This is a genomic window from Pseudomonas sp. URMO17WK12:I11 (assembly GCF_007677725.1).
Taxonomy (GTDB): domain Bacteria; phylum Pseudomonadota; class Gammaproteobacteria; order Pseudomonadales; family Pseudomonadaceae; genus Aquipseudomonas.
Genome location: NZ_VEDF01000007.1, coordinates 194,068 through 218,990 on the forward strand (window position 1 = coordinate 194,068; position 24,923 = coordinate 218,990).

Consider the following 24,923-nt stretch of genomic DNA (forward strand, 5'->3'; position numbering starts at 1 on the left):
TCCTCGCTTACGGCTACATATTCGGAAACAATGGTAAACGAAATCGTTTCTCAAGTGGCCGGGTGACGAGAAATTCATCGGGCAGACCCAGGCTGTACCGCTGCGTGGCCGCCAGGGGAGGGTGGAAAACCCAAATCGCAGGCAAGAAAAAACCCACTAGCAAGCTAGTGGGTTTTTGTATGGTGCCCAGGAGAAGACTCGAACTTCCACGACCGTTAAGTCACTGATACCTGAAACCAGCGCGTCTACCAATTCCGCCACCTGGGCAAAGCTTTGCATCCTCTGTGGAAGGCGACTATCGTTCGCTTCACACAGTAGTAACAGATCCTTGGTCATCTGTTGCTTGAAAATTTTTGGTGCCCAGGAGAAGACTCGAACTTCCACGACCGTTAAGTCACTGATACCTGAAACCAGCGCGTCTACCAATTCCGCCACCTGGGCACACATTCGAGATTAAAAGATGCTTTACAGCGCCGTTCATCTCTACTACAACTTCGGGGTTGCCCGTCGTTGTGGTGCGCACTATACGGGCGCCTCAGGGGGCTGTAAAGCCCTCGATCAAAAAAAATTTCAAAAAATTCAACTTGTTGATTCCGCAGGCCTATTCAGGCTCCCCGGAGGTACCGGTGGGGCTGTCCAAGGCTGACGTTTCCGGTTTCAATACGCACATGGCAGAATTTCTATCTATATACCCCAAGGTGAACCCCTTCTGATGGCCGATTGGCAATCCCTCGATCCCGAGGCCGCTCGCGAAGCGGAAAAATACGACAACCCTATCCCCAGCCGTGAGCTGATCCTGCAGCGCCTCGCCGACCGTGGCGAACCGGCCGCGCGCGAGGAGCTGGCGGCAGAATTCGGTCTCTACGAAGAAGACCAGATCGAAGCCCTGCGCCGTCGCCTGCGGGCCATGGAGCGTGACGGCCAGCTTATCTATACCCGGCGCGGCACTTATGCCCCGGTAGACAAGTTGGACCTTATCTGTGGTCGCGTCTCCGGCCACCGCGACGGCTTCGGTTTCCTGATTCCCGATGACGGCAGCGAAGACCTGTTCCTCAGCCCCTCGCAGATGCGCCTGGTCTTCGACGGCGACCGCGCCCTGGCCCGTGTTTCCGGCGTCGATCGTCGCGGCCGGCGTGAAGGTGCGCTGGTCGAAGTGGTATCGCGCGCCCACGAAAGCGTGGTTGGGCGCTACTTCGAAGAGGGCGGCATTGGCTACGTGACCCCGGACAACCCGAAAATCCAGCAGGAAGTGCTGGTGACCGCCGGGCGCAATGGCGGGGCCAAGATCGGCCAGTTCGTCGAGATCAAGATCACCCACTGGCCCACGCCGCGCTTCCAGCCGCAAGGCGATGTGGTCGAGGTGATCGGCAACTACATGGCCCCGGGCATGGAAATCGACGTCGCCCTGCGCAGCTACGACATCCCGCACGTCTGGCCCAAGGACGTGATCAAGGAAGCGCGCAAGTTCCGCTCCGAAGTCGAAGAGAAGGACAAGGAAAAGCGCATCGACCTGCGCCACCTGCCGTTCGTCACCATCGACGGCGAAGATGCCCGCGACTTCGACGACGCCGTGTATTGCGAGCCCCTGGGCAAGCTGCGCATGTTCTCCGGCGGCTGGCGCCTGTATGTGGCGATCGCCGACGTGTCCAGCTACGTGCGCCTGGGTTCGGCCCTGGATGTCGAGGCCCAGCAACGTGGCAACTCGGTGTATTTCCCCGAGCGCGTCGTACCGATGTTGCCCGAAGAGCTGTCCAACGGCCTGTGCTCGTTGAACCCGCACGTCGATCGCCTGGCGATGGTCTGCGAGATGACCATGAACAAGGCCGGCCAGATGGTCGACTATCAGTTCTACGAAGGGGTCATCCACTCCCATGCGCGCCTGACCTACAACAAAGTCAGCAGCATGCTCGAACATGCCCGCACCCGTGAGGGCAAGGCGCTGCGCGAGGAGTACAAGGAAGTCCTGCCGGATCTCAAGCACCTCTACAACCTGTACAAGGTGCTGGTCGAGGCGCGCCATGCCCGTGGCGCGATCGACTTCGAGACCCAGGAAACCCGCATCATCTTCGGTGAAGAACGCAAGATCGCGGAAATCCGCCCGACCGTGCGCAACGATGCGCACAAGCTGATCGAAGAATGCATGCTGGCGGCCAACGTGGCCACTGCCGAGTTCCTCCACAAGCACGGTGTGCCTGCGCTGTACCGCGTGCACGATGGCCCGCCGCCGGAGCGCCTGGAAAAACTGCGCGCCTTCCTTGGTGAACTGGGCCTGACCCTGCACAAGGGCAAGGACCCATCGCCGAAGGATTACCAGGCCCTGCTGGCAAGCATTTCCGGGCGTCCGGATTTCCACCTGATCCAGACCGTGATGCTGCGCTCGCTGAGCCAGGCGGTGTACAGCACCGACAACAACGGCCACTTCGGCTTGAATTACGAGGCGTACACCCACTTCACCTCGCCGATCCGTCGCTACCCGGACTTGCTGGTGCACCGCGCCATCCGCAGCGTCATCCGCTCCAAGGTCGACACCCCGCACGTCAAGCGCGCCGGTGCCATGAGCATTCCCAAGGCGCGGATCTACCCCTACGACGTCAACACCCTCGACCAATTGGGCGAGCAGTGCTCGATGACCGAGCGCCGCGCCGACGAGGCTACGCGTGATGTGGTCAACTGGCTCAAGTGCGAGTTCATGAAAGACCGCGTCGGCGAGACCTTCCCCGGCGTGATCACCGCCGTGACCGGCTTCGGCCTGTTCGTCGAGCTGACCGACATCTACGTCGAAGGCTTGGTGCACGTCAGCGCGCTACCGGGCGATTACTACCACTTCGACCCGGTTCATCACCGCCTGTCCGGTGAGCGCACCGGGCGCAGCTTCCGCCTGGGCGACACCATCGAGGTCAAGGTCATGCGCGTCGATCTCGACGAGCGCAAGATCGATTTCGAAGTCTCGCAACAGCAGCTCGAAGCGCCAATCGGTCGCAAAGGGCGTAGCGCCGCGGCGCCTGCCAGCGAACCTGCCGAGCCGCAGGCCGTGGCCAAGGCCACGCCCAAGCCGCGCAGCCGCAAGAGTGAAACTGCCGAAGCGTATTTCCCCAAGGACGCCGTGCAGCGCAACGCCGAGGTGCGCAAGAGCCGCGAAATGAAAAAAGCGCTGATGACCGAGGCGCGTAGCGGCAGCCCAGCCAGCAGCAAGTCGGAAAAGGGCGGCAAGTCGTCCGGCAAGCCGACCAAGCACCGTAAAGGCCCGTCGAAGTCCGGCGCGCCACGCAAGAGCAAGAACAAGTCATGAGTCAGCTGGAAAAAATCTACGGCGTCCACGCCGTACAGGCCTTGCTGCAGCACCATCCGAAGCGGGTCAAGCAGATCTGGCTGTCGGAAGGTCGCAGCGAGCCGCGGATTCAGGCGCTGCTGGCGCTGGCTGCGGAAAACCGCGTCGCGGTCGGTCAGGCCGAGCGTCGCGAGTTGGACGCCTGGGTCGAAGGCGTGCACCAAGGTGTGGTAGCCGAAGTCAGTCCGAGCCAGGTGTGGGGCGAGCTGATGCTCGAGGAAATGCTCGAGCGCAGCGAAACCCCGCCGCTGATCCTGGTCCTGGACGGCGTGACCGACCCGCACAACCTCGGCGCTTGCCTGCGCACCGCCGATGCGGCCGGCGCCACGGCGGTGATCGTGCCCAAGGACAAATCCGCCACCCTGACCCCGGTCGTGCGCAAGGTGGCCTGCGGCGCCGCCGAGGTGATCCCGCTGGTGGCCGTCACCAACCTGGCACGCACGCTGGAGAAGTTGCAGCAGCGTGGCCTGTGGGTAGTCGGCACTGCCGGTGAGGCGGAGCAGGAAATCTACCAGCAGGACCTGACCGGCCCGTTGGTGATGATCATGGGCGCCGAGGGCAAGGGCATGCGCCGGCTGACCCGCGAGCACTGCGATTTCCTGGTGAAGTTGCCGATGAGCGGCAGCGTGAGCAGCCTGAACGTGTCGGTCGCGACGGGCGTTTGCCTGTTCGAGGCCGTGCGTCAGCGTCAGGCCAAGCGCTGAGTCTCAGCGTGCACCGACCGTCTGGCGATCCGGCTGCGCCGGCGCAGCGGTCGGTATCGCGATAAAGTGTTTCCGGCTGTTCAAATAATCGCCAATCGCCTTGCTTGTGGGCAGCGCCTTCTCTACAATTGCGCCCCTTGCCGAGCTGGCAGGCGCGCATGTGCCTCTCCATCGTGCAAGACATACAGTGTCATTCACTCCTTGTCTGACCAGATTCGCTGGCAGACTACTAACCCGTAAGGAGCATTCATGCGTCATTACGAAATCATCTTCCTGGTTCACCCGGACCAGAGCGAGCAAGTCGGCGGCATGGTTGAGCGTTACACCAAGCTGATCGAAGAAGACGGTGGCAAAATCCACCGCCTGGAAGACTGGGGCCGTCGTCAACTGGCCTACGCAATCAACAATGTTCACAAGGCTCACTACGTGATGCTGAACGTTGAGTGCACCGGCAAGGCCCTGGCCGAGCTGGAAGACAACTTCCGCTACAACGATGCCGTTATCCGTAACCTGGTCATCCGTCGCGACGAAGCCGTTACCGGTCAGTCCGAGATGCTGAAGGCTGAAGAAAACCGCAGCGAGCGCCGTGAGCGTCGTGAGCGTCCTGAGCATGCTGAATCCGCCGACGGCGACGACAGCAATGACAGCGACTCCAGCGATAACGCTGACGAGTAATCCACGGACCTTTAGAGGAGCCTATTAAATGGCACGTTTCTTCCGTCGTCGTAAATTCTGCCGCTTCACTGCTGAAGACGTGAAAGAGATCGACTTCAAAGATCTCAACACCCTGAAAGCTTACGTATCCGAAACCGGCAAGATCGTTCCAAGCCGTATCACCGGTACCAAAGCTCGTTATCAGCGTCAGCTGGCTACCGCTATCAAGCGCGCCCGCTTCCTGGCCCTGCTGCCCTACACCGACAGCCACGGCCGCTGAGACCGGGTCGTCGACAAGCAGTAAGGGATTAGCATGCGAGCGTTAGCAAGCTTCATCATGCGCGGTCGTGTGCAGGCCACCCTCGTGGTGGTCATCAGCGCGGTACTGCCGCTGCTGTTCTGGTTGAGTGCCGCTGCCGGCAGCCTTGTGCTGCTGCGGCGTGGCTTCAAGGATGCTTCAACGGTCATCGCCGGCGGCCTGCTGGCCGGGCTGGCCGTGTGGTTCATGGGCGACCCGATCACTTTTCTGGTGATCGCCGGTGCCTTTGGCCTGGCTGCGCTGTTGCGCGCCGAGCAACCCTGGAGCCGTGTGCTGGTCGTCAGTGCCGTGTTCGCCGTGGTCTACAGCCTCGTGCTCGACCTGGCCCTGGCACCGACCTTCGATGCCCTGGCCAAGGCGTTTGCCGAGGCCATGCCGAAGATCGAAGGCGAGCCGGTGCTCTCCGACGAGTTGATCCGCCCTGTGCTGGTCGCCTCAACAGCAGTGACGGTGCAATTGTTCAGCGTGCTGGCGTTGATGCTGGCGCGTTATTGGCAGGCAGCGTTGTACAACCCTGAAGGTTTCGGCCGCGAGTTCCGCGCGCTGAAGCTGCCAAAACAGACCATGGCGGTCTTGGTGGCAGTGATGGTGGTGGCCCCGTTCATCGGGCCGCAGTTCATCATCCTGGCATCGGCGTCCAGCCTGGTTCTGGTACTGGCCGGCATCGCCTTGATGCATGGTCTGGTGGCACAGGGGCGACTGGCCGGTTTCTGGCTGGTCGGCATGTACGTGACGTTGCCGCTGATCATGCAGCTGATCTATCCGTTGCTGATGGTCCTGGCCATTGTCGACAGCCTGATTGATTTTCGCGGTCGCAAGTCCCCTCCGGGGAATGACTCCGCGAACGGTGAAGGTTAAAAGTTAAGAGGTTTTACCAAATGGAACTGATCCTGCTGGAAAAAGTCGCCAACCTGGGCAACCTGGGCGACAAAGTTAAAGTTAAGGCCGGTTACGGTCGTAACTTCCTGCTGCCATTCGGCAAGGCTACCGTTGCCAACGCCGCCAACCTGGCTGCGTTCGAAGAGCGTCGCGCCGAGCTGGAAAAAGCAGCTGCTGACCGCAAATCGTCGGCTGAAAGCCGCGCTGCCCAACTGGCCGAGCTGGAAGTGACCATCACTGCCACCGCTGGCGACGAAGGCAAGCTGTTCGGTTCGATCGGCACCCACGACATCGCTGACGCCCTGACCGCCTCCGGCGTTGAAGTGGCCAAAGCTGAAGTTCGTCTGCCGAACGGCACCATCCGTCAGGTTGGCGAATACGACGTAGCCGTGCACCTGCACAGCGACGTTGAAGCCACCGTACGTGTGGTCGTCGTAGCTGCCTAAGCTGCGCTGACCGGTGGTCCCTCACGGGATAGCCGGTTAACATCGGGCACGGTCCTGTTCACACAGGCCGTGCCCTTTGTCTTTTTCATCCTCCAGAATTCATTCGTGGCCATGAACGAGATCACCAATACCGAACAGCTCGACCTGCAAACTGCAGCCCTCAAGGTGCCGCCGCATTCCATCGAGGCCGAACAGGCCGTACTCGGTGGGTTGATGCTGGACAACAATGCCTGGGAGCGCGTGCTGGACCAGGTGTCGGATGGCGATTTCTATCGGCATGACCACCGCCTGATCTTCCGTGCCGTGCATAAGTTGGCGGACGCCAACCAGCCCTTCGATGTGGTGACCCTGCACGAGCAGTTGGACAAGGAAGGCCTGTCATCCCAGGTCGGCGGCCTGGCCTACCTCGCCGAATTGGCCAAGAACACGCCGTCTGTGGCCAACATCAAGGCCTACGCCGCGATCATTCGCGAGCGCGCGACCCTGCGCCAGCTGATCAGCATCAGCACCGACATCGCCGATAACGCCTTCAACCCGCAAGGGCGCAACGCCGAGGAAATTCTCGACGATGCCGAGCGGCAGATCTTCCAGATCGCCGAGGCGCGGCCGAAAACCGGTGGTCCCGTGGGCGTCAACGAACTGTTGACCATGGCCATCGACCGCATCGATACGCTGTTCAACTCCGACAGCGATATCACCGGCGTTTCCACCGGCTTCACCGACCTCGACGAGAAAACCAGTGGCCTGCAGGCAGCTGACCTGGTGATCGTCGCTGGCCGTCCGTCGATGGGTAAGACCACCTTCGCCATGAACCTGGTCGAAAACGCCGTGCTGCGTACCGACAAGGCTGTGTTGGTGTTTTCCCTCGAGATGCCAGGCGAATCGCTGATCATGCGTATGCTGTCGTCGCTTGGGCGTATCGACCAGACCAAAGTGCGTTCCGGTCAGCTCGATGATGACGACTGGCCGCGCCTGACCTCGGCGGTCAACCTGCTCAACGACCGCAAGCTGTTCATCGACGACACTGCCGGCATCAGCCCTTCGGAGATGCGTGCGCGTACCCGCCGCCTGGCCCGTGAGCATGGTGAGATCGCCATGATCATGGTCGACTATTTGCAGCTGATGCAGATCCCGGGCTCGGCCGGTGACAACCGCACCAACGAGATTTCCGAGATCTCGCGCTCGCTCAAGGCCCTGGCCAAGGAGTTCAACTGCCCGGTGATTGCCCTGTCGCAGCTCAACCGCTCCCTGGAACAGCGCCCGAACAAACGCCCGGTCAACTCCGACTTGCGTGAATCCGGTGCAATCGAGCAGGACGCCGACGTGATCATGTTCGTCTACCGTGACGAGGTGTATCACCCCGAAACCGAGCACAAGGGCGTGGCGGAAATCATCATCGGCAAGCAGCGTAACGGCCCCATTGGCTTCGTGCGCCTGGCCTTCATCGGCAAGTACACCCGCTTCGAGAACCTTGCGCCGGGCATGTACAACTTCGACGACGACGAGTAAGCCCCAGGCGCGAGACGCGTTCATGAATCCGACCACTACCGTCGGATTTGATCAAAATTTGTGCTATATTCCGCGCCCGCGATTTCCCTGCACAACAGAACCGGTCACTGACATGCAAGCAGCCAAACCACTCTACGACTATCCCAAGTACTGGGCCGAATGCTTCGGGCCAGCACCTTTCCTGCCCATGAGCAGGGAGGAGATGGATCTGCTCGGCTGGGATTCCTGCGACATCATCATCGTGACCGGGGACGCCTACGTCGACCATCCGTCGTTCGGCATGGCCATCATCGGCCGGTTGCTGGAAGCCCAGGGCTTCCGCGTCGGCATCATCGCCCAGCCGAACTGGCAGTCCAAAGACGACTTCATGAAGCTCGGCGAGCCGAACCTGTTCTTCGGCGTGGCCGCTGGCAACATGGACTCGATGATCAATCGCTACACCGCCGACAAGAAGATCCGCTCCGACGACGCCTACACCCCAGGTGGCCAGGCCGGTAGCCGGCCGGATCGGGCCAGCCTGGTGTACAGCCAGCGCTGCAAGGAAGCCTACAAGCACGTGCCGATCGTCCTGGGCGGCATCGAAGCGTCGCTGCGGCGCATTGCCCACTACGACTACTGGCAAGACAAGGTTCGCCACTCGATCCTGATCGACGCCAGTGCCGACATTCTGTTGTTCGGCAATGCCGAGCGCGCGGTGGTCGAGGTCGCCCAGCGCCTGTCCAACGGCGAGCGCATCGAGTCGATCACCGACGTGCGCGGCACCGCCTTCGTGCGCCGGGACACGCCGCAAGGTTGGTACGAGATCGACTCGACGCGCATCGACCGCCCGGGGCGGGTCGACAAGATCATCAACCCATACGTCAACACCCAGGACACCCAGGCCTGCGCCATCGAGCAGGCCAAGGGCGAGCAGGAAGATCCCAACGAAGCCAAGGTCGTGCAGATCCTCGACAGCCCGAGCGTGACCCGCGAGAAGTCGGTGATTCGCCTGCCGTCGTTCGAGAAGGTCCGCAACGACCCGGTGCTGTACGCCCACGCCAACCGTGTGCTGCACCTGGAAACCAACCCCGGTAACGCTCGCGCCCTGGTGCAGAAGCATGGCGAAGTGGACGTGTGGTTCAACCCGCCACCCATTCCCATGAGCACCGAGGAAATGGACTACGTGTTCGGCATGCCCTACGCCCGTGTGCCGCACCCGGCCTATGGCAAAGAGCGCATCCCGGCCTACGAGATGATTCGCTTCTCGGTGAACATCATGCGTGGCTGCTTTGGTGGCTGCACCTTCTGCTCGATCACCGAGCATGAAGGCCGCATCATCCAGAACCGCTCCCACGAGTCGATCCTGCACGAGATCGAGGAGATGCGTGACAAGGTGCCAGGCTTCACCGGCGTGGTCTCCGACCTCGGTGGCCCTACCGCCAACATGTACCGCATCGCCTGCAAGAGCCACGACATCGAGAAACACTGCCGCAAGCCGTCGTGCGTGTTCCCCGGCATCTGCGAGAACCTCAACACCGACCACAGCTCCTTGATCGAGCTGTACCGCAAGGCGCGCGCCTTGCCAGGGGTGAAGAAGATCCTGATCGCCTCGGGCCTGCGCTACGACCTGGCCGTGGAGTCGCCCGAGTACGTCAAGGAGCTGGTGACCCATCACGTGGGCGGTTACCTGAAGATTGCCCCGGAGCACACCGAGCGTGGCCCGCTGGACAAGATGATGAAGCCTGGCATCGGTACCTATGACCGCTTCAAGCGCATGTTCGAGAAGTTCTCGAAGGAAGCGGGCAAGGAGCAGTACCTGATCCCGTACTTCATCGCTGCGCACCCTGGCACTACCGATGAAGACATGATGAACCTGGCCCTGTGGCTGAAGGGCAATGGCTTCCGCGCCGACCAGGTGCAGGCCTTCTACCCCTCGCCAATGGCCTCGGCCACGGCCATGTACCACTCGGGCAAGAACCCCCTGCGCAAGGTCACCTACAAGAGCGAAGGGGTGGAGATCGTCAAGAGCGATGAACAACGCCGCTTGCACAAGGCGTTCCTGCGCTATCACGATCCAAAAGGCTGGCCGATGCTGCGCGAGGCCCTGCAACGGATGGGCCGCGCCGACCTGATTGGTCCGGGCAAGCACCAGCTCATTCCCTTGCACCAGCCGCAGAGCGATAGCTACCAGAGTGCACGGCGCAAGAACTCCACGCCGGCGGGCAGCCACAAGGTCGCCAAGGAGCAGAAAGTGCTGACCCAGCACACCGGCCTGCCGCCCCGCGGCAGTGATGGCAGCAAGCCGTGGGACAAGCGTGAGAAGGCCAAGGCCGAGGCGTTCGCCCGCAACCAGCAGGCGGCCAAGGAACGCAAGGAAGCCGCCAAGGGTGGCGGTGGCAAGGGCAAGAAGCCGCGTCAGCCGGTGATCCCGCGCTGACCCACAGCGTTCAGTGACACCAGCGGGCTTGCCCGCGAATGCTCAGGTCAACCCACCCAGGCATTCGCCGGCAAGCCCGTTTGGTTTCAGCGCCGCGCACCCTCGCAGGGTGCTGCAGGCGCGACCTACTCCGGACGGGAAAATTCGCAGGCGGCGCCGCTGGCGCCTTGGGCGTAGGCGGCGAGCAGGCTATTCATGAAACTGGCGAGGGTCATGGCGAGGGTTCCTGAATGAGAGGGTTGTCCCATCGTCTAATAAAAGGGCATGATGTGCCCTTAGATTAGTTGTATACAATCCATTGAACAATTCTACTGACTGGCCACTTGACACCCCCTTGACCCACATCAGCAGGGTGCGCAGCGGTTTCAGGCAGTCTCGCAATTGATAAAAACCCTGCCAAGGAGATTCATGATGTTTGCGAAAGCTGTAGCGGTATCCCTGCTGACCCTCGCCAGCGCTTCGGTCTTTGCCGCCGACTGCTCGGTAACCGTCGACTCCACCGACCAGATGTCCTTCAACACCAAGGAAATCACCGTCGACAAGAGCTGCAAGGAATTCACGGTCAAACTCACCCACTCGGGCAACCTGCCGAAGAACGTCATGGGTCATAACCTGGTGATCAGCAAGACTGCCGACATGCAGGGCATTGCCACCGAAGGCATGAGCCAAGGCCTGGAGAAGGATTACTTGAAAGCTGACAACGCCGGGATCATCGCCCACACCAAGATGATCGGCGCGCCGGAGAAAGAAACCGAAGTCAAGTTCGACACCTCCAAGCTCGAGGCGGGTGGCGACTACAGCTTCTTCTGCACCTTCCCAGGCCACATCTCGATGATGAAGGGCAAGGTCGTGGTCAAGTAAGACGCGACGCACGAGCGCCGCTCTCCATTCACGGGGCGAGCCGGGTAGCCGGCTTGCCCCGTGACGTTTTCAAGGGGCGAACGGCAGCTCGCGCTTGTGCTGGGTCTTGCGGTAGTTGGCGACGATGATCTCGGCCGCTGCCTGATCCACCGGGCGCCCCTGCAGGAAGTCATCGATCTGCTGGTAGGTCACGCCGTGCGCGGCCTCGTCCGGTTTGCCTGGTGCCAGGTCTTCGAGGTCGGCAGTCGGGACTTTTTCGACCAGCGACTCGGGCGCACCGAAGCTGCGCGCGATCGCACGCACCTGACTTTTCACCAGCCCGCTCAGCGGCGCCAGATCACACGCGCCATCACCGAACTTGGTATAGAAGCCCATCACGGCTTCTGCGGCGTGATCGGTGCCGATCACCAGGCCTGCCCGTGCGCCGGCGATCGCGTATTGCGCCACCATGCGCATGCGCGCCTTGACGTTACCCACCACGAAATCCACCAGGCTGGGCGACTGGTCCTTGAGCGCTGCGGTTTCGCCGGCCAGCGCTTTCACGGCTGGGGCGATGTCGATGGTTTGCACTTCATCGGCCTTGATCACCTCCAGGCACGCCTGGGCGTCATGCTCGTCGTGCTGGACGTGATACGGCAAGCGTACGGCAATGAAGGCGTAAGCGTTATCGCCGGTGTCACGGCGCAATTCGTTGATGGCGCGTTGGGCCATCAGCGCCGCGGTCAGCGAGTCGACACCGCCGCTGATGCCCAAGACCAGGGTCTTGAGCCGGGCATTGGCCAGGCAGTTCTTGATGAAGGCCACGCGGCGGGCCACTTCGGCCTCGAGCGCAGCGGCGTCGGCGAATGGCGGCTGGACCTTCAGCGCCTGGGCAATCTCTTGCTGAACCGCTTGCATGGGTTACTCCTTGCTGGGGACTTTGAATACATGACGCATGTAGGCAACGAAATTCTCGTCACGGCATTGGGTCTTGGCGGCCTCGTCCGAGATCTTGGCCACGGGCGAGCCGTTGCAGTCGGTCATTTTAAGCACAATGCTCATCGGTGCCACGCCAGGGATATCGCAGGTCAGGTTGGTACCGATACCGAAGCTCACATTGATGCGACCGCGCAGGGCGCGGAATATCTCGAGCGAGCGCGGCAGGTCGAGACCGTCGGAGAACACCAGGGTCTTGGTCATCGGGTCGATGCCCAGGTGCTCATAGTGCGCGATGGCTTTCTCCGCCCAGGCCACCGGCTCGCCGGAGTCATGGCGCAGGCCGTCGAAGAGCTTGGCGAAGTACAGATCGAAATCGCGAATGAAGGCATCCATGGTGATGCAGTCGGTCAAGGCGATGCCGAGCAGGCCGCGGTATTCGCGAACCCAGCAGTCCAGTGCGGCGATCTGGCTGTCGATCAGGCGCGGCCCAAGCTGTTGATGAGCCATGAACCATTCGTGGGCCATGGTGCCCAGCGGCTTGACGTCGAGCTTCCAGGCCAGGTCGACATTGCTGGTGCCGACGAAGCGACCGGGAAAATCGTCGCGCAGCACACGCACCACTTCTTCCTGGACGCGGCTCGAAAAGCGCCGGCGGGTACCAAAGTCAGCGACCTGAAGATTGCTCAGCTCCTCGTCGCTGGCATTGGCGCGCAACCAGTCGAACTTGCGGTACAGCTGATCACGCGCTGCGGCCAGCGGCATGTGCGGGTGCAGGTGGCGGTTACGCACCTCGCTGATGATGGCCAGCAAGGGCACTTCGAACAGGATCACATGCAGCCATGGGCCTTTGAGGCGCAGGAACAACTGATCGTTTTCGATACCCATGTGTACATAGCGCAGATTGAAACGGAACAGGCGCAAAAAGCGCAGGAAATCTGGCTTGAGGAAGCTGATGCGTTCGAGGAAGGCCGGTTGGCCGTCGTCCAGCGTCAGCTCGCTGAGCAGTTCCAGCTGCTGGCGGATTTCCCCGAGGTAGGGGCGTAGGTCTTCACCATTGCGGCAGCGCATTTCCCATTCGACGTCGGCGTCTGGGTAATTGTGGAGCACGCCCTGCATCATGGTGAGCTTGTAGAAATCGGTGTCGAGCAGGTTATGCACGATGCGCTCGGCGAATGCGCTCTCGCTCATCAAGGGGCTCCAGAGGGGGCGAATGTGCAACATTGTGCCAGTCTTTTCGCTTGCAGTGGGTCCGGGCGGCGCGTTGCGCCAAGCGAGGGACGCGGTGTTGCCCGCGTAAATGCCATAACCGGTGCTTTTTCCGTGCAGCGACTAGCCTATAAACGGTGCCGCCTGTATCAGTTATGCACCAGCGGTGTGCACTTCGGTGACGTCGCTTGTTACACGCCGGTTGCACGTAAACACATGCAGAGGTTGCAATGATGGCACCCCGCGGTTGCGCCTTCATTCGTCACGTGGTGGCGCCAGCCGCAAGGCAGACGGTTGCACGCGCTGTAAAGGTAAGGCCGTCGGTCGCGCTGGCGCGGCCGACGGGCAGTGTTTTCCCAGATGACAAAATCGATGGCACGGCCCTTGCTCAGAGCACAGGGCTGGGAAGTTGTAGTGCCAACCAAAAAAAACTCTAGGAGCACCACCTCATGTCGCAGACGTTTTACAAGAAAGGTTTCCTGGCCCTGGCCGTGGCTACGGCACTGGGTATTTCTTCGTATGTTCAGGCCGACGTCAAAATCGGTGTCGCGGGGCCGATGACGGGAGCCAACGCAGCGTTTGGCGAGCAATACATGAAAGGTGCGCAGGCCGCGGCCGACAAGATCAACGCCGCCGGCGGCGTCAACGGCGAGAAGATCGTCCTGGTCAAGGGCGATGACGCCTGCGAACCCAAGCAGGCCGTCTCGGTGGCCAACCGCCTGGTCGACCAGGACAAGGTCGTTGGCGTGGTCGGGCACTTCTGCTCCTCCAATACCATCCCCGCCTCCGAGGTGTACGACGAAGCCGGTGTGATCGCCATCACCCCGGGCTCGACCAACCCGCAAGTGACCGAGCGGGGGCTGTCGGCAATGTTCCGCATGTGCGGGCGCGACGACCAGCAGGGCGTGGTGGCCGGCGACTATATCGTCGACGTGCTCAAGGGCAAGAAGGTGGCGGTCCTGCATGACAAGGACACCTATGGCCAAGGCCTGGCCGACGCTACCAAGGCGCAGCTGGAGAAGCGCGGCGTGAAACCGGTGCTGTACGAAGGTCTGACCCGTGGTGAGAAAGACTTCAGCGCCGTGGTCACCAAGATTCGCGCCGCTGGCGCCGATGTCGTGTACTTCGGCGGCCTGCACCCGGAGGCCGGGCCGTTGGTGCGCCAGCTGCGCGAGCAGGGCCTCAAGGACGTCAAGTTCATGTCCGATGATGGCATCGTCACTGATGAGTTGGTATCCACCGCAGGCGGCGCGCAGTATGTCGACGGCGTATACATGACCTTCGGTGCCGACCCGCGCATGCTGCCTGACAGCAAGGCGGTGGTGGAAGAATTCCGCAAGGCGGGTACCGAACCCGAGGGCTACACCTTGTACGCCTACGCGTCGCTGCAGGCGCTGGCCGCTGCATTCAATGGCGCCAAGTCGAACAAGGGCGAAGACGCCGCCAAATGGCTCAAGGCCAACCCGGTTCAGACCGTCATGGGCGAGAAGAAATGGGACAGCAAGGGTGACCTGACCGTGTCCGACTACGTGGTCTACCAGTGGGACAAGGACGGCAAGTACCACCAGCTGGAAAAACAAAAATAATAACGGCCAGCGGCCCGGCCACAGGTCTGGGCCATTGCCCCGCGGTACCTGTCCTTCTTCGGAGACCTGCACCCTTGCTGCAGCGCTGGGGCCGCCACATCGGTGGCCTGCGGTGGTCGGCGTGGGTGCCGTCTCGCTCAGGTGAGAGTGCGTTATGGATGGTATTTTCCTGCAGCAACTGGTCAACGGCCTGACCCTCGGGTCGGTCTATGGCCTGATCGCCATCGGCTACACAATGGTCTATGGCATTATCGGCATGATCAACTTCGCGCACGGCGAGGTGTATATGATCTCCGCATACCTCGCGGCGATCAGCCTGGCATTGCTGGCTTACTTCGGTATCGAATCCTTCCCGCTGCTGATGCTCGGCACGCTGTTGTTCACCGTGGTGGTCACCGGCGTCTATGGCTTCACCATCGAGCGCATCGCCTACAAACCGCTGCGTAACTCCACCCGCCTGGCACCGTTGATCAGTGCCATCGGCATTTCCCTGATCCTGCAGAACTACGCACAGATCAGCCAGGGCGCCCGCCAGCAGGGCGTGCCTACCTTGCTCGAAGGCGCCATGCGCGTCGAGGTCGGCTCGGGCTTCGTGCAACTGACCTACACCAAGATCTTCATCCTGGTCGCAGCCTTCGTCGGCATGGGCTTGCTCACCTACGTGATCAAGTACACCAAGCTTGGGCGCATGTGCCGCGCCACCCAGCAGGATCGCAAGATGGCCTCGATCCTCGGCATCAACACCGATCGAGTGATTTCCTATGTGTTCGTCATCGGCGCTGTGATGGCGGCCCTGGCGGGCGTGCTGATCACCATGAACTACGGGACATTCGACTTCTACGCAGGCTTCATCATCGGTATCAAGGCCTTCACTGCCGCGGTACTGGGTGGCATCGGCTCGCTGCCGGGAGCGATGCTTGGCGGCATCATCCTGGGGATTTCCGAGTCGCTGTTCTCCGGCCTGATCAACTCGGACTACAAGGACGTGTTCAGTTTCTCGCTGCTGGTGCTGATCCTGATCTTCCGCCCGCAGGGTCTGCTGGGTCGCCCGCTCGTGGCTAAGGTGTGAACATGTCGATTGCCAAACTTGCCTCTGCCTCCGAAACCAAGGGTTTCGACATCAAACGCAGCCTGCTGGAGACCGTGGTCGCCGGCCTGCTGGCGCTCATCGTCTTTGGTCCGGTCGTCGGCGTGGTGCTCGACGGCTATTCCTTCAATGCCGAACCGCGGCGTGTGGCGTGGTTGGTCGGCGCGGTCATGGTCGGGCGCTTTCTGCTCAGCCTGTACGTGCAGACGGCTGCCGGACGGCGCATGCTCGAAGGCTTCGACAGTGGCGGCTCGGGCGTGCACGTGCGGGCGCCCAACTACGTGTCGCGGCTGCGCTACATCATTCCGGCGCTGATCGTGATCGCCATTGTCTTCCCGATCTTTGCCAACAAATACCTGCTGACCGTGGTCATCCTCGGCCTGATCTACGTGCTGTTGGGCCTGGGCCTGAATATCGTGGTGGGGCTGGCCGGTTTGCTCGACCTGGGCTACGTGGCGTTCTACGCCATTGGCGCCTACGGCCTGGCCCTGGGTTACCAGTACCTGGGCCTGGGCTTCTGGAGCGTGCTGCCCCTGGCAGCCATCGCGGCTGCGTTGGCCGGATGCATCCTGGGTTTTCCGGTGCTGCGCATGCACGGTGACTACCTGGCGATCGTGACCTTGGGCTTCGGGGAAATCATCCGCCTGGTGCTGAACAATTGGCTGTCGTTCACCGGTGGCCCCAACGGCATGCCGGCACCGTCGCCGACCTTGTTCGGCCTGGAGTTCGGCCGCAGGGCCAAGGATGGCGGTGTACCGATCCACGAGTTTCTCGGCATCGACTACAACGCCAATCTCAAGTTCGTATTCATCTACGCCGTGCTGTTCCTGGTCGTGCTGGCGGTGTTGTACATCAAGCACCGCCTGACCCGCATGCCGGTCGGGCGCGCCTGGGAAGCGCTGCGCGAAGATGAAATCGCCTGCCGCTCGATGGGCTTGAACCACGTGCTGGTCAAGCTCTCGGCCTTCACCCTTGGTGCCTCCACCGCGGGTCTTGCCGGGGTGTTCTTCGCCACCTACCAAGGCTTCGTCAACCCGTCATCCTTCACCTTCTTCGAGTCGGCACTGATTCTGGCCATCGTCGTGCTCGGTGGCATGGGCTCGACCGTGGGTGTGGTGATCGCGGCCTTCGTGTTGACCGTGGCCCCGGAGTTGCTGCGCAGCTTCTCGGAGTACCGCGTGCTGCTGTTCGGGGTGTTGATGGTGTTGATGATGATCTGGCGACCGCGTGGGCTGATCCGCATCAGCCGTACCGGCGTAACCCCGCGTAAAGGAGTGGCGCCATGAGCGATGAAGTCATCTTGTCGGTCGAGCACCTGATGATGCAGTTCGGCGGCATCAAGGCGCTCAGCGACGTCAGCCTGAAGGTCAAGCGCAACCAGATCTTCGCCCTGATCGGCCCAAACGGCGCGGGCAAGACCACGGTGTTCAACTGCCTCACCGGCTTCTACAAGGCCAGCGGTGGGCGAATCGAGCTGAACGTGCGCGGCAGCCATACCAACATCATCCAATTGCTCGGCGAGCGCTTCCAGGCCAGCGACTTCGTGTCGCCCGCGCGTTTCGCCAGGCGTCTGTACTACAAGATGTTCGGCGGTACGCACCTGGTCAACCGCGCAGGTCTGGCGCGAACCTTCCAGAACATTCGCCTGTTCAAGGAAATGTCGGTGGTGGAAAACCTGCTGGTCGCCCAGCACATGTGGGTGAACCGCAACCTGCTGGCGGGCGTGCTCAACACCAAGGCCTACCGCAAATCCGAAAGCGATGCCCTGGACCATGCGTTCTACTGGCTTGAAGTGGTTGACCTGGTCGATTGCGCCAACCGCCTGGCCGGTGAACTGTCGTACGGCCAGCAACGGCGCCTGGAGATTGCCCGAGCCATGTGCACGCGGCCCAAGATTATCTGCCTGGACGAGCCGGCTGCCGGCCTCAACCCGCAGGAAACCGAGGCCCTCAGCCGCATGATTCGCGTGCTGCGCGACCAGCACGACCTCACCGTGGTGCTGATCGAGCACGACATGGGCATGGTCATGAGTATTTCCGACCATATCGTCGTGCTCGACCACGGCAACGTGATCGCCGAGGGCGCGCCGCAGGACATCCGCCACAACCCGACGGTGATCGCCGCCTACCTGGGTGCCGACGAAGAGGAACTGGTATGACTGCACCCATTCTCGAACTGCGTAACCTGGACGTGTTCTATGGGCCGATCCAGGCACTGAAGAAGGTCTCGATGCACATCGAGGAGGGCGAGACCGTGAGCCTGATCGGCGCCAACGGTGCCGGCAAGTCCACGCTGCTGATGTCGATCTTCGGCCAGCCGCGCGCGGCATCGGGGCAGATCGTCTACCGCGGCACCGACATCACCCGCAAGTCGTCGCACTACATCGCCTCCAACGGCATCGCGCAGTCGCCGGAAGGACGCCGGGTGTTTCCCGACATGAGCGTCGAAGAAAATCTGATGATGGGCACCATTCCCATCGGGGACAAGTTCGCCAGCGAGGACATGCAGCGCATGTTCGAACTGTTCCCGCGGCTGAAGGAGCGCCGCAATCAGCGAGCCATGACCATGTCCGGTGGCGAGCAGCAGATGCTCGCCATCGCCAGGGCGCTGATGAGCCGGCCCAAGTTGCTGTTGCTCGATGAGCCATCGCTGGGGCTGGCGCCGATCGTCGTCAAGCAGATCTTCTCGACCCTGCGCGAATTGGCCAAGACCGGCATGACGATCTTTCTCGTCGAGCAGAACGCCAACCATGCCTTAAAGCTTTCGGACCGTGCGTACGTCATGGTCAATGGTGAGATTCGCATGACTGGCACAGGACAGGAGCTGTTGGTCAACGAAGAGGTGCGCAACGCTTATCTCGGTGGGCACTGATGTGTCTGCGGGGCTACTTTGCGAGCCCCGCGCTTCGATGTGGACAACGTGCCGCACTGCTTCGCCTTTGCCGCTCGTGATCACTCCCTCTTGGCTGTTGGAGCGTGGCACCAGGTTTTCCACGGTTAATGTGAGCCTGCCTGTGGAAAACATGGTGGCATGTCGCTACAGGCCAGGAAAATCAAGGGTTATAACGATATGCTCATTTTTTGATCAATGACCATTCGATCAGTGGATAACCTGTCCCGAGTGCCTGGTGATGTGAATAACCAAGCCGGTTTTCGGCCTGTGGATAAATCTGTGGGCAAGCATTGGACAGACCGCCGCGAACGGCACCCCACAAGCGCTGCGTTGGACCAGGCGGCAAGCGGTGAGGTCATCACGAGCTGAAAGGTTTCCGTGTTGAACGAAAGTTGCCCCCAATCCGTGGGGAAAGCCCTGTGGATAACATGCGCATAGGTCGCTTCGAGCGCTCTGTTACAAGGGTTTCGCGAAGGCGTACAAAAAATGAACAGCGGTGTTATGACTTGCCCGCTGCGACCCTGGCGGGCATGCTGCGAAGCTGTCGATGACAATCCTTTGAGGAACACAGCATGACGTCCACCGTATTCATCACTGGTGCCACTTCCGGTTTTGGCGAAGCCACGGCACGCCGCTTTGCCGAAGCAGGCTGGAAGCTGGTGCTCACCGGTCGCCGCAAGGAGCGCCTGGACGCCCTGTGCGCCGAGTTGTCGGCCAAGACAGATGTGCATGGCCTGGTGCTGGATGTGCGTGATCGCACGGCCATGGAAGCGGCGATCGCTGGCCTGCCCGCTGGCTTCGAGAAACTGCGCGGCCTGGTCAACAACGCCGGTTTGGCGTTGGGTGTGGACGCTGCGCAGAACTGCAGCCTGGACGACTGGGAAACCATGGTCGACACCAACATCAAGGGTCTGATCTACACCACGCGCCTGCTGCTGCCGCGCCTGATCGCCCATGGCCGTGGCGCGTCGATCCTCAACGTGGGCTCGGTGGCCGGCAACTATCCCTATCCTGGCAGCAATGTCTATGGCGGCACCAAGGCCTTCGTCGGCCAATTCTCGCTGAGCCTGCGCTGCGACTTGCGCGGCACTGGCGTGCGCGTCAGCAACATCGAACCTGGGTTGTGCGAGAGCGAGTTCTCGCTGGTGCGCTTCGGCGGTGATCAGGCCAAGTACGATGCCACCTACGCAGGGGCCGAGCCGATCCAGCCCCAGGACATCGCCGAAACCATCTTCTGGATCCTCAACCAGCCTGCGCACATCAACATCAACAGCCTTGAACTGATGCCGGTGAGCCAGGATTGGGCTGGGTTCTCCATCGACCGTTCGGTCAACGGCTGATCGCGTCTCAGGCCAGGTGTTGTAACCCCTGCAGGCACGTCGCCAAATGATAGGGCGTGGTCGACGGCATGTCGTGGCGGCTTACCGCGCCCTGGCCATCGCGGCATTCGTACCAGCCGCCGGCATGCAGGAACTGCTGCTCCAACGCCTTGAGCTGAGTCAGTAGCCTGGCCTCGTTGCCCGGGCGCAGGGCCAAGGCTCGCAGGTATTCCGCCTGCGCCCAGATGCGTTGGGTGGCGTCGAGGACGTTGCCCTGCACATCGAGCATCGCCAGCACTGCTGCGTTGTTCACCCCGCACTCCTCGGCATATCCGAACGCCCGCTCGATGGAGCGATGCAGGGCGGTGGCGCGCAGCAGCGGTGAGGTCTCGAGCAGGTAGAACCACTCGAACTGATGGCCGGGTTCGAACCAGTTATCCACAGCGCCGCAGGGCTTTTCCAGCATCAGCCCGTGCTGTGGCTCGACGAAGTGCTGCTGCAAGGCTTCGCACAGCTGCAGCAATGACTGCTGTACCTGCGCATCCTGCCGAACTGCCAGCACTTGCAGGAAGGCTTCTGCCAGGTGCATCTGCGGGTTCTGCAGCGCGCCGCTGCCCAGGTCCGACCAGTCTTCACCCAGGCTCGCTTCATACAAGCCATCGTCACGGGCGAACTGCTCGGCGATCACTGCCAAGGCAGCATTGAGCGTGGCCTGCACCAGCCCTTCGCCGACCTGGCCCCAGTAGTGGGCGCAGGCGAAGACGATGAAGGCGTGGGTATACAGGTCCTTGCGCCGGTCCAAGGGCGCGCCCTGGGCGTCGATGCTGTAGTACCAACCACCGTGCTCAGCGTCGTGAAAGTGTTTCTGCAAGGAACGGAAGAGTGCTGCGGCGCGCTCGGCGGCGCCGGGTTCGTCGATGCGGCTGCTGAACAGGTACAACTGCCGTGCACAGGCCATGGCCCGATAGCGCTGCGCGGGCAATGGACGGTGCTGGGCGTCGAGCGCTTCATAGGGCAGGGCCAGCTCGGCATTCCAGCCCGGACCTTGCCACAACGGCACGATGCAGTCGGCGAAGTGCTGGTTGAAACGGGCCAGTTCCGGCAGGGTAGGGCGGGGGTTGGACATGGGTGCGCTCGTCGCTTTCAGGCAGGGCGCCATGGTAGCAGAACTACGGTTGCCGGTTGCCTAGCCCTTGCCAGTGGCGCGCGCCAACGAAAATGAAGCGCAACTGCTGGGTGATCTTTTCCTGGGCACTGAGCGCCTGTGGATAACCGGGCTCGGTACGGTCGATCAGCTCGGGCAAGGTGGCGAACACGGTCTTCACCACCAGATCCGCCATTACCGTCAATGCGGCGCTGTCCAGGTGCTGCCAGCGCTTCATCCGTGCCAGGTCGGTGGCCAGGTCGTCGCTGATGTCCTGGCGCAGGCGCGCGATAGCCTGGCGCACGGCTTGCGAGCCGCCATATTGTTCGCGGGCCAGGAACAGGAACTGGGCGCGGTGGGCTGCAACCACGTCGAGGAAGATCCGTACAGAGGCGTCGGTGATGCCGCCCAGCTCGAACTCATTCTGCCGTACCAGGCGAATGGTCTGCCGGAAGGTGGTGTCGACTTCGGCCACCAGGGCCAGGCCCAAGGCGTCCATGTCGCAGAAATGCCGGTAGAAACCAGTCGGCACGATGCCCGCGAGCTTGGTCACCTCACGCAAGCTGATGCTGCCAAAACCGCGCCCGCTCTCCATCAGCTGGCAGGCGGCATCGAGCAGGGCCTGGCGGGTCTGTAGCTTCTGTTCGGCGCGCGGCGACATGGGGGCGAGCTTCTGTAACGTCGAGGCTGGGCACTCTAGATAAAAAAACGAAGCCCGGTCAATGGACCGGGCTCGGCGGGGCGCAAGCGGCGTGACAGAGGTCGGCCTTTTCGCTCATGGCGATCAGCTCACGCGGCTGATTTCAACCAGACGGTCCGCACCGCCTTCAGCCACACGGCCAGACTGCTCGATCAAGCGATCCGCACCGCCTTCGGCAACACGGCCAGACTGCTCGATCAAGCGATCCGCACCGCCTTCAGCCACACGGCCAGACTGCTCGATCAGGCGATCCGCACCGCCTTCAGCCACACGGCCAGACTGCTCGATCAGGCGATCCGAGCCGCCTTCAGCGACACGGCCGGTGCGCTCGATCAGACGATCCGAGCCGCCTTCGGCAACGCGACCGGTGCGCTCGATGAGGCGATCGGCGCCACCTTCGGCTACGGTTTTCAGGGGTTGGGCAACTTCAACGCTGCTCGAGCGCGATTCGGCGCTCAGGTGCTGCTCGGCAGCAGGCAGGGCGAAGGCATTGGCGGCAAGCAAGGACAGGGTGAGGCTGAGCAGATGGCGTTTCATGATTCGGTGCTCCTCTGGGGGGCTGGAAAGTGGGTACGAAGCCAATGCTACGCCCGGTGACGCCAGAGAGAAGTTCATACGGGTAATGGTAACAATCGACGCCATTGATAACAGTTCGCAAAGCATCTATCTCGCCACTTTCGGCGCCGCTGCGGCATTCCGTGCGCAGGCCGTGCAGGTAACACAGAGGGTGCCGAGCCCGCCCACCTGGTCGGGGCTTATGCCTAATGCGGCTATGATTCGGGTGTTGGATAAAACCCAACGGGTTTTCATCAGTCCCAGTTATTGAATGCCATCGTCGCGCCCGCTTTTTATGCCCCGCCGTCAGGAGAATCACGCAATGACGCGTCCCGCCAGAATCATCATCTGGACCCTAGCCACCGTGTTGACCGTACTGGCGATCCTGGTGGTGATCATCGCCACCTTCGACTGGAACCGCGTCAAGCCGCTGCTCAACGAGAAAGTGTCCGAGGCCCTGCATCGGCCGTTCGCCATCAATGGCAACCTGACCGTGCATTGGCGCACCGAGCCTGAAGAGGGCGGCTGGCGCGCCTGGGTGCCGTGGCCACACTTCACGGCTGAGGACCTGACCTTGGGCAACCCGCAGTGGCTCAAGGAGCCGCAGATGGTTGGCCTCGAGCGCGTGGAGTTTCGCCTGGCGCCGTTGCCGCTGATCGTGCAGAAGATCAGCATTCCGCGCATCAACCTGACCAAGCCCACTGCGAGCCTGACCCGTCTGGCCGACGGCCGTGCCAACTGGAACTTCGATCTAGGTGCCAAGGACGAGAACGAACCCCCTTCCAAATGGCAGCTCGACATCGGCGCCATCGGCTTCGACCAAGGCAACGTCAGCTTCGATGACCAGACCCTGAAAACCAGCATGAAGGTGCAGATCGATCCGCTCGGCAAGCCGATTCCGTTCAGCGCGATTGTCGGCAAGGCCAGTGCGGAAAAAGCTGGCGGGGCGCAGGATTATCAATTCGGCCTCAAGGCCAAGGGTCGCTACCAGGGCCAGGCGGTTTCCGGCACGGGCAAGATTGGCGGCCTGCTGGCGCTGCAAGACGCCAACCAGCCGTTCCCGTTGCAGGCCGATGTGCGCATCGCTGATACCCATGTGGTGCTCGCCGGGACCCTGACCGACCCATTGCACCTTGGCGCGCTGGACCTGCGCCTGCGCCTGTCGGGCGCGAGCCTGGGCAACCTCTACCCGCTCACCGGCGTAACCTTGCCCGATACCCCCGCCTATTCCACCGATGGCCGGCTCAGCGCCAACCTGCATGCTGCCGAAGGCGCGAGCTTCAAGTACCAGGGTTTCAACGGCAAGATCGGCGACAGCGACATTCATGGCGACCTGGCCTATGTCGCCAGCAAGCCCCGGCCGAAGCTCTCCGGCAAGCTGGTTTCCAATCAGCTGCTGTTCAAGGACCTGGCGCCGCTGATTGGCGCTGATTCCAATGCCGAGCAGAAAGCCCGCGGCGGTGCCAGCAAGCAGCCGGCCGACAAGGTTCTACCCGTCGAAGCGTTTCGCACCGAGCGCTGGCGCGCGATGGACGCGGACGTCACGTTCGCGGGCAAGCGCATCGTTCACAGCGAGCAGTTGCCGTTCAGCGATCTGTCCGCGCACCTGATTCTCGATGATGGCCTGCTGCGCCTGGAACCGCTGCGCTTTGGCGTTGCCGGTGGCAATCTCGCCTCCAACATTCGCCTCGATGGGCGCAACGTGCCGCTGCAGGGGCGCGCGCAGTTGACCGCGCGCGGCTTCAAGCTCAAGCAGCTGTTCCCCAACTTCGCGCCGATGCAGACCAGCTTTGGTGAGCTCAACGGCGACGCTGACCTCAGCGGCCGGGGCAATTCGGTGGCGGCATTGCTGGGCACGGCCAACGGCAACCTGCGCATGTTGATCAACGATGGCGCCATCAGCCGCAGTCTGATGGAAATCGCCGGGCTCAACGTCGGCAACTATGTGGTCGGCAAGTTGTTCGGCGACGAGGATGTCGAGATCAACTGCGCGGCGGCGGATGTGGGCATCAAGGATGGCCTGGCCTCGACACGCTTGTTCATCTTCGATACCGAGAACGCGATCATCTACATCAACGGCACGGCCAACTTCGCCAGCGAACAGCTGGACCTGAAGATCACCCCCGAGTCCAAGGGTCTGCGCCTGTTCTCGCTGCGCTCGCCATTGTATGTGCGTGGGCCGTTCGCCAAGCCCAATGCCGGCGTGCAGGCTGTGCCGCTGGCGCTGCGGGGTGCGGGGATGGTGGCGCTGGGCGTAGTGGCCGGTCCGGCTGCCGGGCTGCTGGCGTTGGTGGCGCCCAGCAGTGGCGATGAGCCCAATCAGTGCACGCCTTTGCTGCAGCAGATGAAGGCTGGCAAGGCCCCGGCTGCGGTAAAGGGCCGCAAATGAGTCCAGGCTGC

At 61.9% G+C, this 24,923-nt stretch carries 21 protein-coding genes and 2 tRNA genes; 16 read left to right on the forward strand and 7 right to left on the reverse strand.

The window, feature by feature from the left end; all coding sequences use genetic code 11:
* Positions 1 to 180: 180 nt before the first annotated feature.
* Positions 181 to 267: transfer RNA gene (locus FS665_RS15280), tRNA-Leu, on the reverse strand.
* A gap of 87 nt (positions 268 to 354) precedes the next feature.
* Positions 355 to 441, reverse strand: a tRNA-Leu gene (locus tag FS665_RS15285).
* 271 nt (positions 442 to 712) lie between these two features.
* Here FS665_RS15285 and rnr point away from each other — a divergent pair.
* From rnr to azu, 9 genes are all read left to right on the forward strand, one after another.
* Complete coding sequence (gene rnr / locus FS665_RS15290) at positions 713 to 3,289, forward strand: ribonuclease R (RefSeq protein ID WP_145190007.1); 2,577 nt, start codon at positions 713 to 715, stop codon at positions 3,287 to 3,289.
* Positions 3,286 to 4,032, forward strand: coding sequence for a 23S rRNA (guanosine(2251)-2'-O)-methyltransferase RlmB (gene rlmB, locus FS665_RS15295; protein ID WP_145190010.1), 747 nt, complete (start codon positions 3,286 to 3,288; stop codon positions 4,030 to 4,032). The genes rnr and rlmB overlap by 4 nt, the downstream gene beginning before the upstream one ends.
* Before the next feature lie 249 nt (positions 4,033 to 4,281).
* A complete protein-coding gene (gene rpsF, locus FS665_RS15300) occupies positions 4,282 to 4,707 on the forward strand; it encodes a 30S ribosomal protein S6 (RefSeq protein ID WP_013974420.1) in 426 nt (141 codons plus the stop codon).
* 28 nt (positions 4,708 to 4,735) lie between these two features.
* Positions 4,736 to 4,966 carry a 30S ribosomal protein S18 gene (gene rpsR, locus FS665_RS15305; RefSeq protein ID WP_003249563.1) on the forward strand — a complete coding sequence of 77 codons (231 nt, stop codon included), beginning with the start codon at positions 4,736 to 4,738 and terminating at the stop codon, positions 4,964 to 4,966.
* A 33-nt stretch (positions 4,967 to 4,999) separates the two neighbouring features.
* Entirely contained in the window at positions 5,000 to 5,863 is an 864-nt protein-coding gene (locus tag FS665_RS15310) for a hypothetical protein (RefSeq protein ID WP_145190013.1), read from the forward strand.
* 20 nt (positions 5,864 to 5,883) lie between these two features.
* Positions 5,884 to 6,330: a 50S ribosomal protein L9 gene (gene rplI / locus FS665_RS15315; protein ID WP_012316464.1), complete on the forward strand. Its 447-nt coding sequence runs from the start codon at positions 5,884 to 5,886 to the stop codon at positions 6,328 to 6,330.
* A 111-nt stretch (positions 6,331 to 6,441) separates the two neighbouring features.
* Positions 6,442 to 7,839, forward strand: a complete 1,398-nt coding sequence (gene dnaB, locus FS665_RS15320) for a replicative DNA helicase (protein WP_145190016.1) — start codon at positions 6,442 to 6,444, stop codon at positions 7,837 to 7,839.
* Positions 7,840 to 7,951: 112 nt separating this feature from the next.
* A complete protein-coding gene (locus tag FS665_RS15325) occupies positions 7,952 to 10,255 on the forward strand; it encodes a YgiQ family radical SAM protein (protein ID WP_145190019.1) in 2,304 nt (767 codons plus the stop codon).
* Between the two features lie 411 nt (positions 10,256 to 10,666).
* Entirely contained in the window at positions 10,667 to 11,116 is a 450-nt protein-coding gene (gene azu / locus FS665_RS15330) for an azurin (RefSeq protein WP_145190022.1), read from the forward strand.
* Between the two features lie 69 nt (positions 11,117 to 11,185).
* Here the strand turns inward: azu and nadE are convergent, their stop codons facing one another.
* Entirely contained in the window at positions 11,186 to 12,013 is an 828-nt protein-coding gene (gene nadE / locus FS665_RS15335; RefSeq protein WP_145190025.1) for an ammonia-dependent NAD(+) synthetase, read from the reverse strand.
* Positions 12,014 to 12,016: 3 nt separating this feature from the next.
* Positions 12,017 to 13,222 carry a nicotinate phosphoribosyltransferase gene (gene pncB / locus FS665_RS15340; RefSeq protein ID WP_145190028.1) on the reverse strand — a complete coding sequence of 402 codons (1,206 nt, stop codon included), beginning with the start codon at positions 13,220 to 13,222 and terminating at the stop codon, positions 12,017 to 12,019.
* Positions 13,223 to 13,689: 467 nt separating this feature from the next.
* Here pncB and FS665_RS15345 point away from each other — a divergent pair, with 467 nt between their 5' ends.
* The 6 genes from FS665_RS15345 (at position 13,690) to FS665_RS15370 (ending at position 20,145) form a co-directional block, all read left to right on the forward strand.
* Positions 13,690 to 14,826: a branched-chain amino acid ABC transporter substrate-binding protein gene (locus tag FS665_RS15345; RefSeq protein WP_145190031.1), complete on the forward strand. Its 1,137-nt coding sequence runs from the start codon at positions 13,690 to 13,692 to the stop codon at positions 14,824 to 14,826.
* A 154-nt stretch (positions 14,827 to 14,980) separates the two neighbouring features.
* Positions 14,981 to 15,895: a branched-chain amino acid ABC transporter permease LivH gene (locus tag FS665_RS15350; protein WP_145190034.1), complete on the forward strand. Its 915-nt coding sequence runs from the start codon at positions 14,981 to 14,983 to the stop codon at positions 15,893 to 15,895.
* A gap of 2 nt (positions 15,896 to 15,897) precedes the next feature.
* A complete protein-coding gene (livM, locus tag FS665_RS15355; protein WP_145190037.1) occupies positions 15,898 to 17,199 on the forward strand; it encodes a high-affinity branched-chain amino acid ABC transporter permease LivM in 1,302 nt (433 codons plus the stop codon).
* On the forward strand, positions 17,196 to 18,071 hold the full coding sequence (locus tag FS665_RS15360; protein WP_145190040.1) for an ABC transporter ATP-binding protein: 876 nt from the start codon (positions 17,196 to 17,198) through the stop codon (positions 18,069 to 18,071). Before livM ends, FS665_RS15360 begins: the two co-directional genes overlap by 4 nt.
* Positions 18,068 to 18,784: an ABC transporter ATP-binding protein gene (locus FS665_RS15365; RefSeq protein WP_145190043.1), complete on the forward strand. Its 717-nt coding sequence runs from the start codon at positions 18,068 to 18,070 to the stop codon at positions 18,782 to 18,784. The genes FS665_RS15360 and FS665_RS15365 overlap by 4 nt, the downstream gene beginning before the upstream one ends.
* Before the next feature lie 593 nt (positions 18,785 to 19,377).
* Positions 19,378 to 20,145 (forward strand): SDR family oxidoreductase, encoded by a 768-nt coding sequence (locus tag FS665_RS15370; RefSeq protein ID WP_145190046.1) that lies wholly within the window; start codon positions 19,378 to 19,380, stop codon positions 20,143 to 20,145.
* Positions 20,146 to 20,152: 7 nt separating this feature from the next.
* Here the strand turns inward: FS665_RS15370 and FS665_RS15375 are convergent, their stop codons facing one another.
* From FS665_RS15375 to FS665_RS15385, 3 genes are all read right to left on the reverse strand, one after another.
* Complete coding sequence (locus FS665_RS15375; RefSeq protein ID WP_145190049.1) at positions 20,153 to 21,250, reverse strand: AGE family epimerase/isomerase; 1,098 nt, start codon at positions 21,248 to 21,250, stop codon at positions 20,153 to 20,155.
* Between the two features lie 43 nt (positions 21,251 to 21,293).
* Positions 21,294 to 21,929 carry a TetR family transcriptional regulator gene (locus FS665_RS15380; RefSeq protein WP_145190052.1) on the reverse strand — a complete coding sequence of 212 codons (636 nt, stop codon included), beginning with the start codon at positions 21,927 to 21,929 and terminating at the stop codon, positions 21,294 to 21,296.
* 123 nt (positions 21,930 to 22,052) lie between these two features.
* Positions 22,053 to 22,505 carry a phage infection protein gene (locus tag FS665_RS15385; protein ID WP_145190055.1) on the reverse strand — a complete coding sequence of 151 codons (453 nt, stop codon included), beginning with the start codon at positions 22,503 to 22,505 and terminating at the stop codon, positions 22,053 to 22,055.
* A gap of 340 nt (positions 22,506 to 22,845) precedes the next feature.
* Between FS665_RS15385 and FS665_RS15390 the strand changes: the two genes are divergently transcribed.
* Positions 22,846 to 24,912, forward strand: coding sequence for an AsmA family protein (locus tag FS665_RS15390; protein WP_145190058.1), 2,067 nt, complete (start codon positions 22,846 to 22,848; stop codon positions 24,910 to 24,912).
* Positions 24,913 to 24,923: the final 11 nt, after the last annotated feature.

Coding starts and splice junctions, on each gene's coding strand:
- FS665_RS15350 (WP_145190034.1), top strand. CDS start 14,981: ATGGATGGTATTTTCCTGCAGCAACTGGTCAACGGCCTGACCCTCGGG.
- FS665_RS15365 (WP_145190043.1), top strand. CDS start 18,068: ATGACTGCACCCATTCTCGAACTGCGTAACCTGGACGTGTTCTATGGG.
- FS665_RS15360 (WP_145190040.1), top strand. CDS start 17,196: ATGAGCGATGAAGTCATCTTGTCGGTCGAGCACCTGATGATGCAGTTC.
- FS665_RS15390 (WP_145190058.1), top strand. CDS start 22,846: ATGACGCGTCCCGCCAGAATCATCATCTGGACCCTAGCCACCGTGTTG.
- FS665_RS15380 (WP_145190052.1), bottom strand. CDS start 21,929: ATGTCGCCGCGCGCCGAACAGAAGCTACAGACCCGCCAGGCCCTGCTC.
- FS665_RS15345 (WP_145190031.1), top strand. CDS start 13,690: ATGTCGCAGACGTTTTACAAGAAAGGTTTCCTGGCCCTGGCCGTGGCT.
- FS665_RS15385 (WP_145190055.1), bottom strand. CDS start 22,505: ATGAAACGCCATCTGCTCAGCCTCACCCTGTCCTTGCTTGCCGCCAAT.
- azu (WP_145190022.1), top strand. CDS start 10,667: ATGTTTGCGAAAGCTGTAGCGGTATCCCTGCTGACCCTCGCCAGCGCT.
- FS665_RS15375 (WP_145190049.1), bottom strand. CDS start 21,250: ATGTCCAACCCCCGCCCTACCCTGCCGGAACTGGCCCGTTTCAACCAG.
- rplI (WP_012316464.1), top strand. CDS start 5,884: ATGGAACTGATCCTGCTGGAAAAAGTCGCCAACCTGGGCAACCTGGGC.
- FS665_RS15310 (WP_145190013.1), top strand. CDS start 5,000: ATGCGAGCGTTAGCAAGCTTCATCATGCGCGGTCGTGTGCAGGCCACC.
- FS665_RS15325 (WP_145190019.1), top strand. CDS start 7,952: ATGCAAGCAGCCAAACCACTCTACGACTATCCCAAGTACTGGGCCGAA.
- pncB (WP_145190028.1), bottom strand. CDS start 13,222: ATGAGCGAGAGCGCATTCGCCGAGCGCATCGTGCATAACCTGCTCGAC.
- rnr (WP_145190007.1), top strand. CDS start 713: ATGGCCGATTGGCAATCCCTCGATCCCGAGGCCGCTCGCGAAGCGGAA.
- rpsF (WP_013974420.1), top strand. CDS start 4,282: ATGCGTCATTACGAAATCATCTTCCTGGTTCACCCGGACCAGAGCGAG.
- dnaB (WP_145190016.1), top strand. CDS start 6,442: ATGAACGAGATCACCAATACCGAACAGCTCGACCTGCAAACTGCAGCC.
- nadE (WP_145190025.1), bottom strand. CDS start 12,013: ATGCAAGCGGTTCAGCAAGAGATTGCCCAGGCGCTGAAGGTCCAGCCG.
- livM (WP_145190037.1), top strand. CDS start 15,898: ATGTCGATTGCCAAACTTGCCTCTGCCTCCGAAACCAAGGGTTTCGAC.
- rlmB (WP_145190010.1), top strand. CDS start 3,286: ATGAGTCAGCTGGAAAAAATCTACGGCGTCCACGCCGTACAGGCCTTG.
- FS665_RS15370 (WP_145190046.1), top strand. CDS start 19,378: ATGACGTCCACCGTATTCATCACTGGTGCCACTTCCGGTTTTGGCGAA.
- rpsR (WP_003249563.1), top strand. CDS start 4,736: ATGGCACGTTTCTTCCGTCGTCGTAAATTCTGCCGCTTCACTGCTGAA.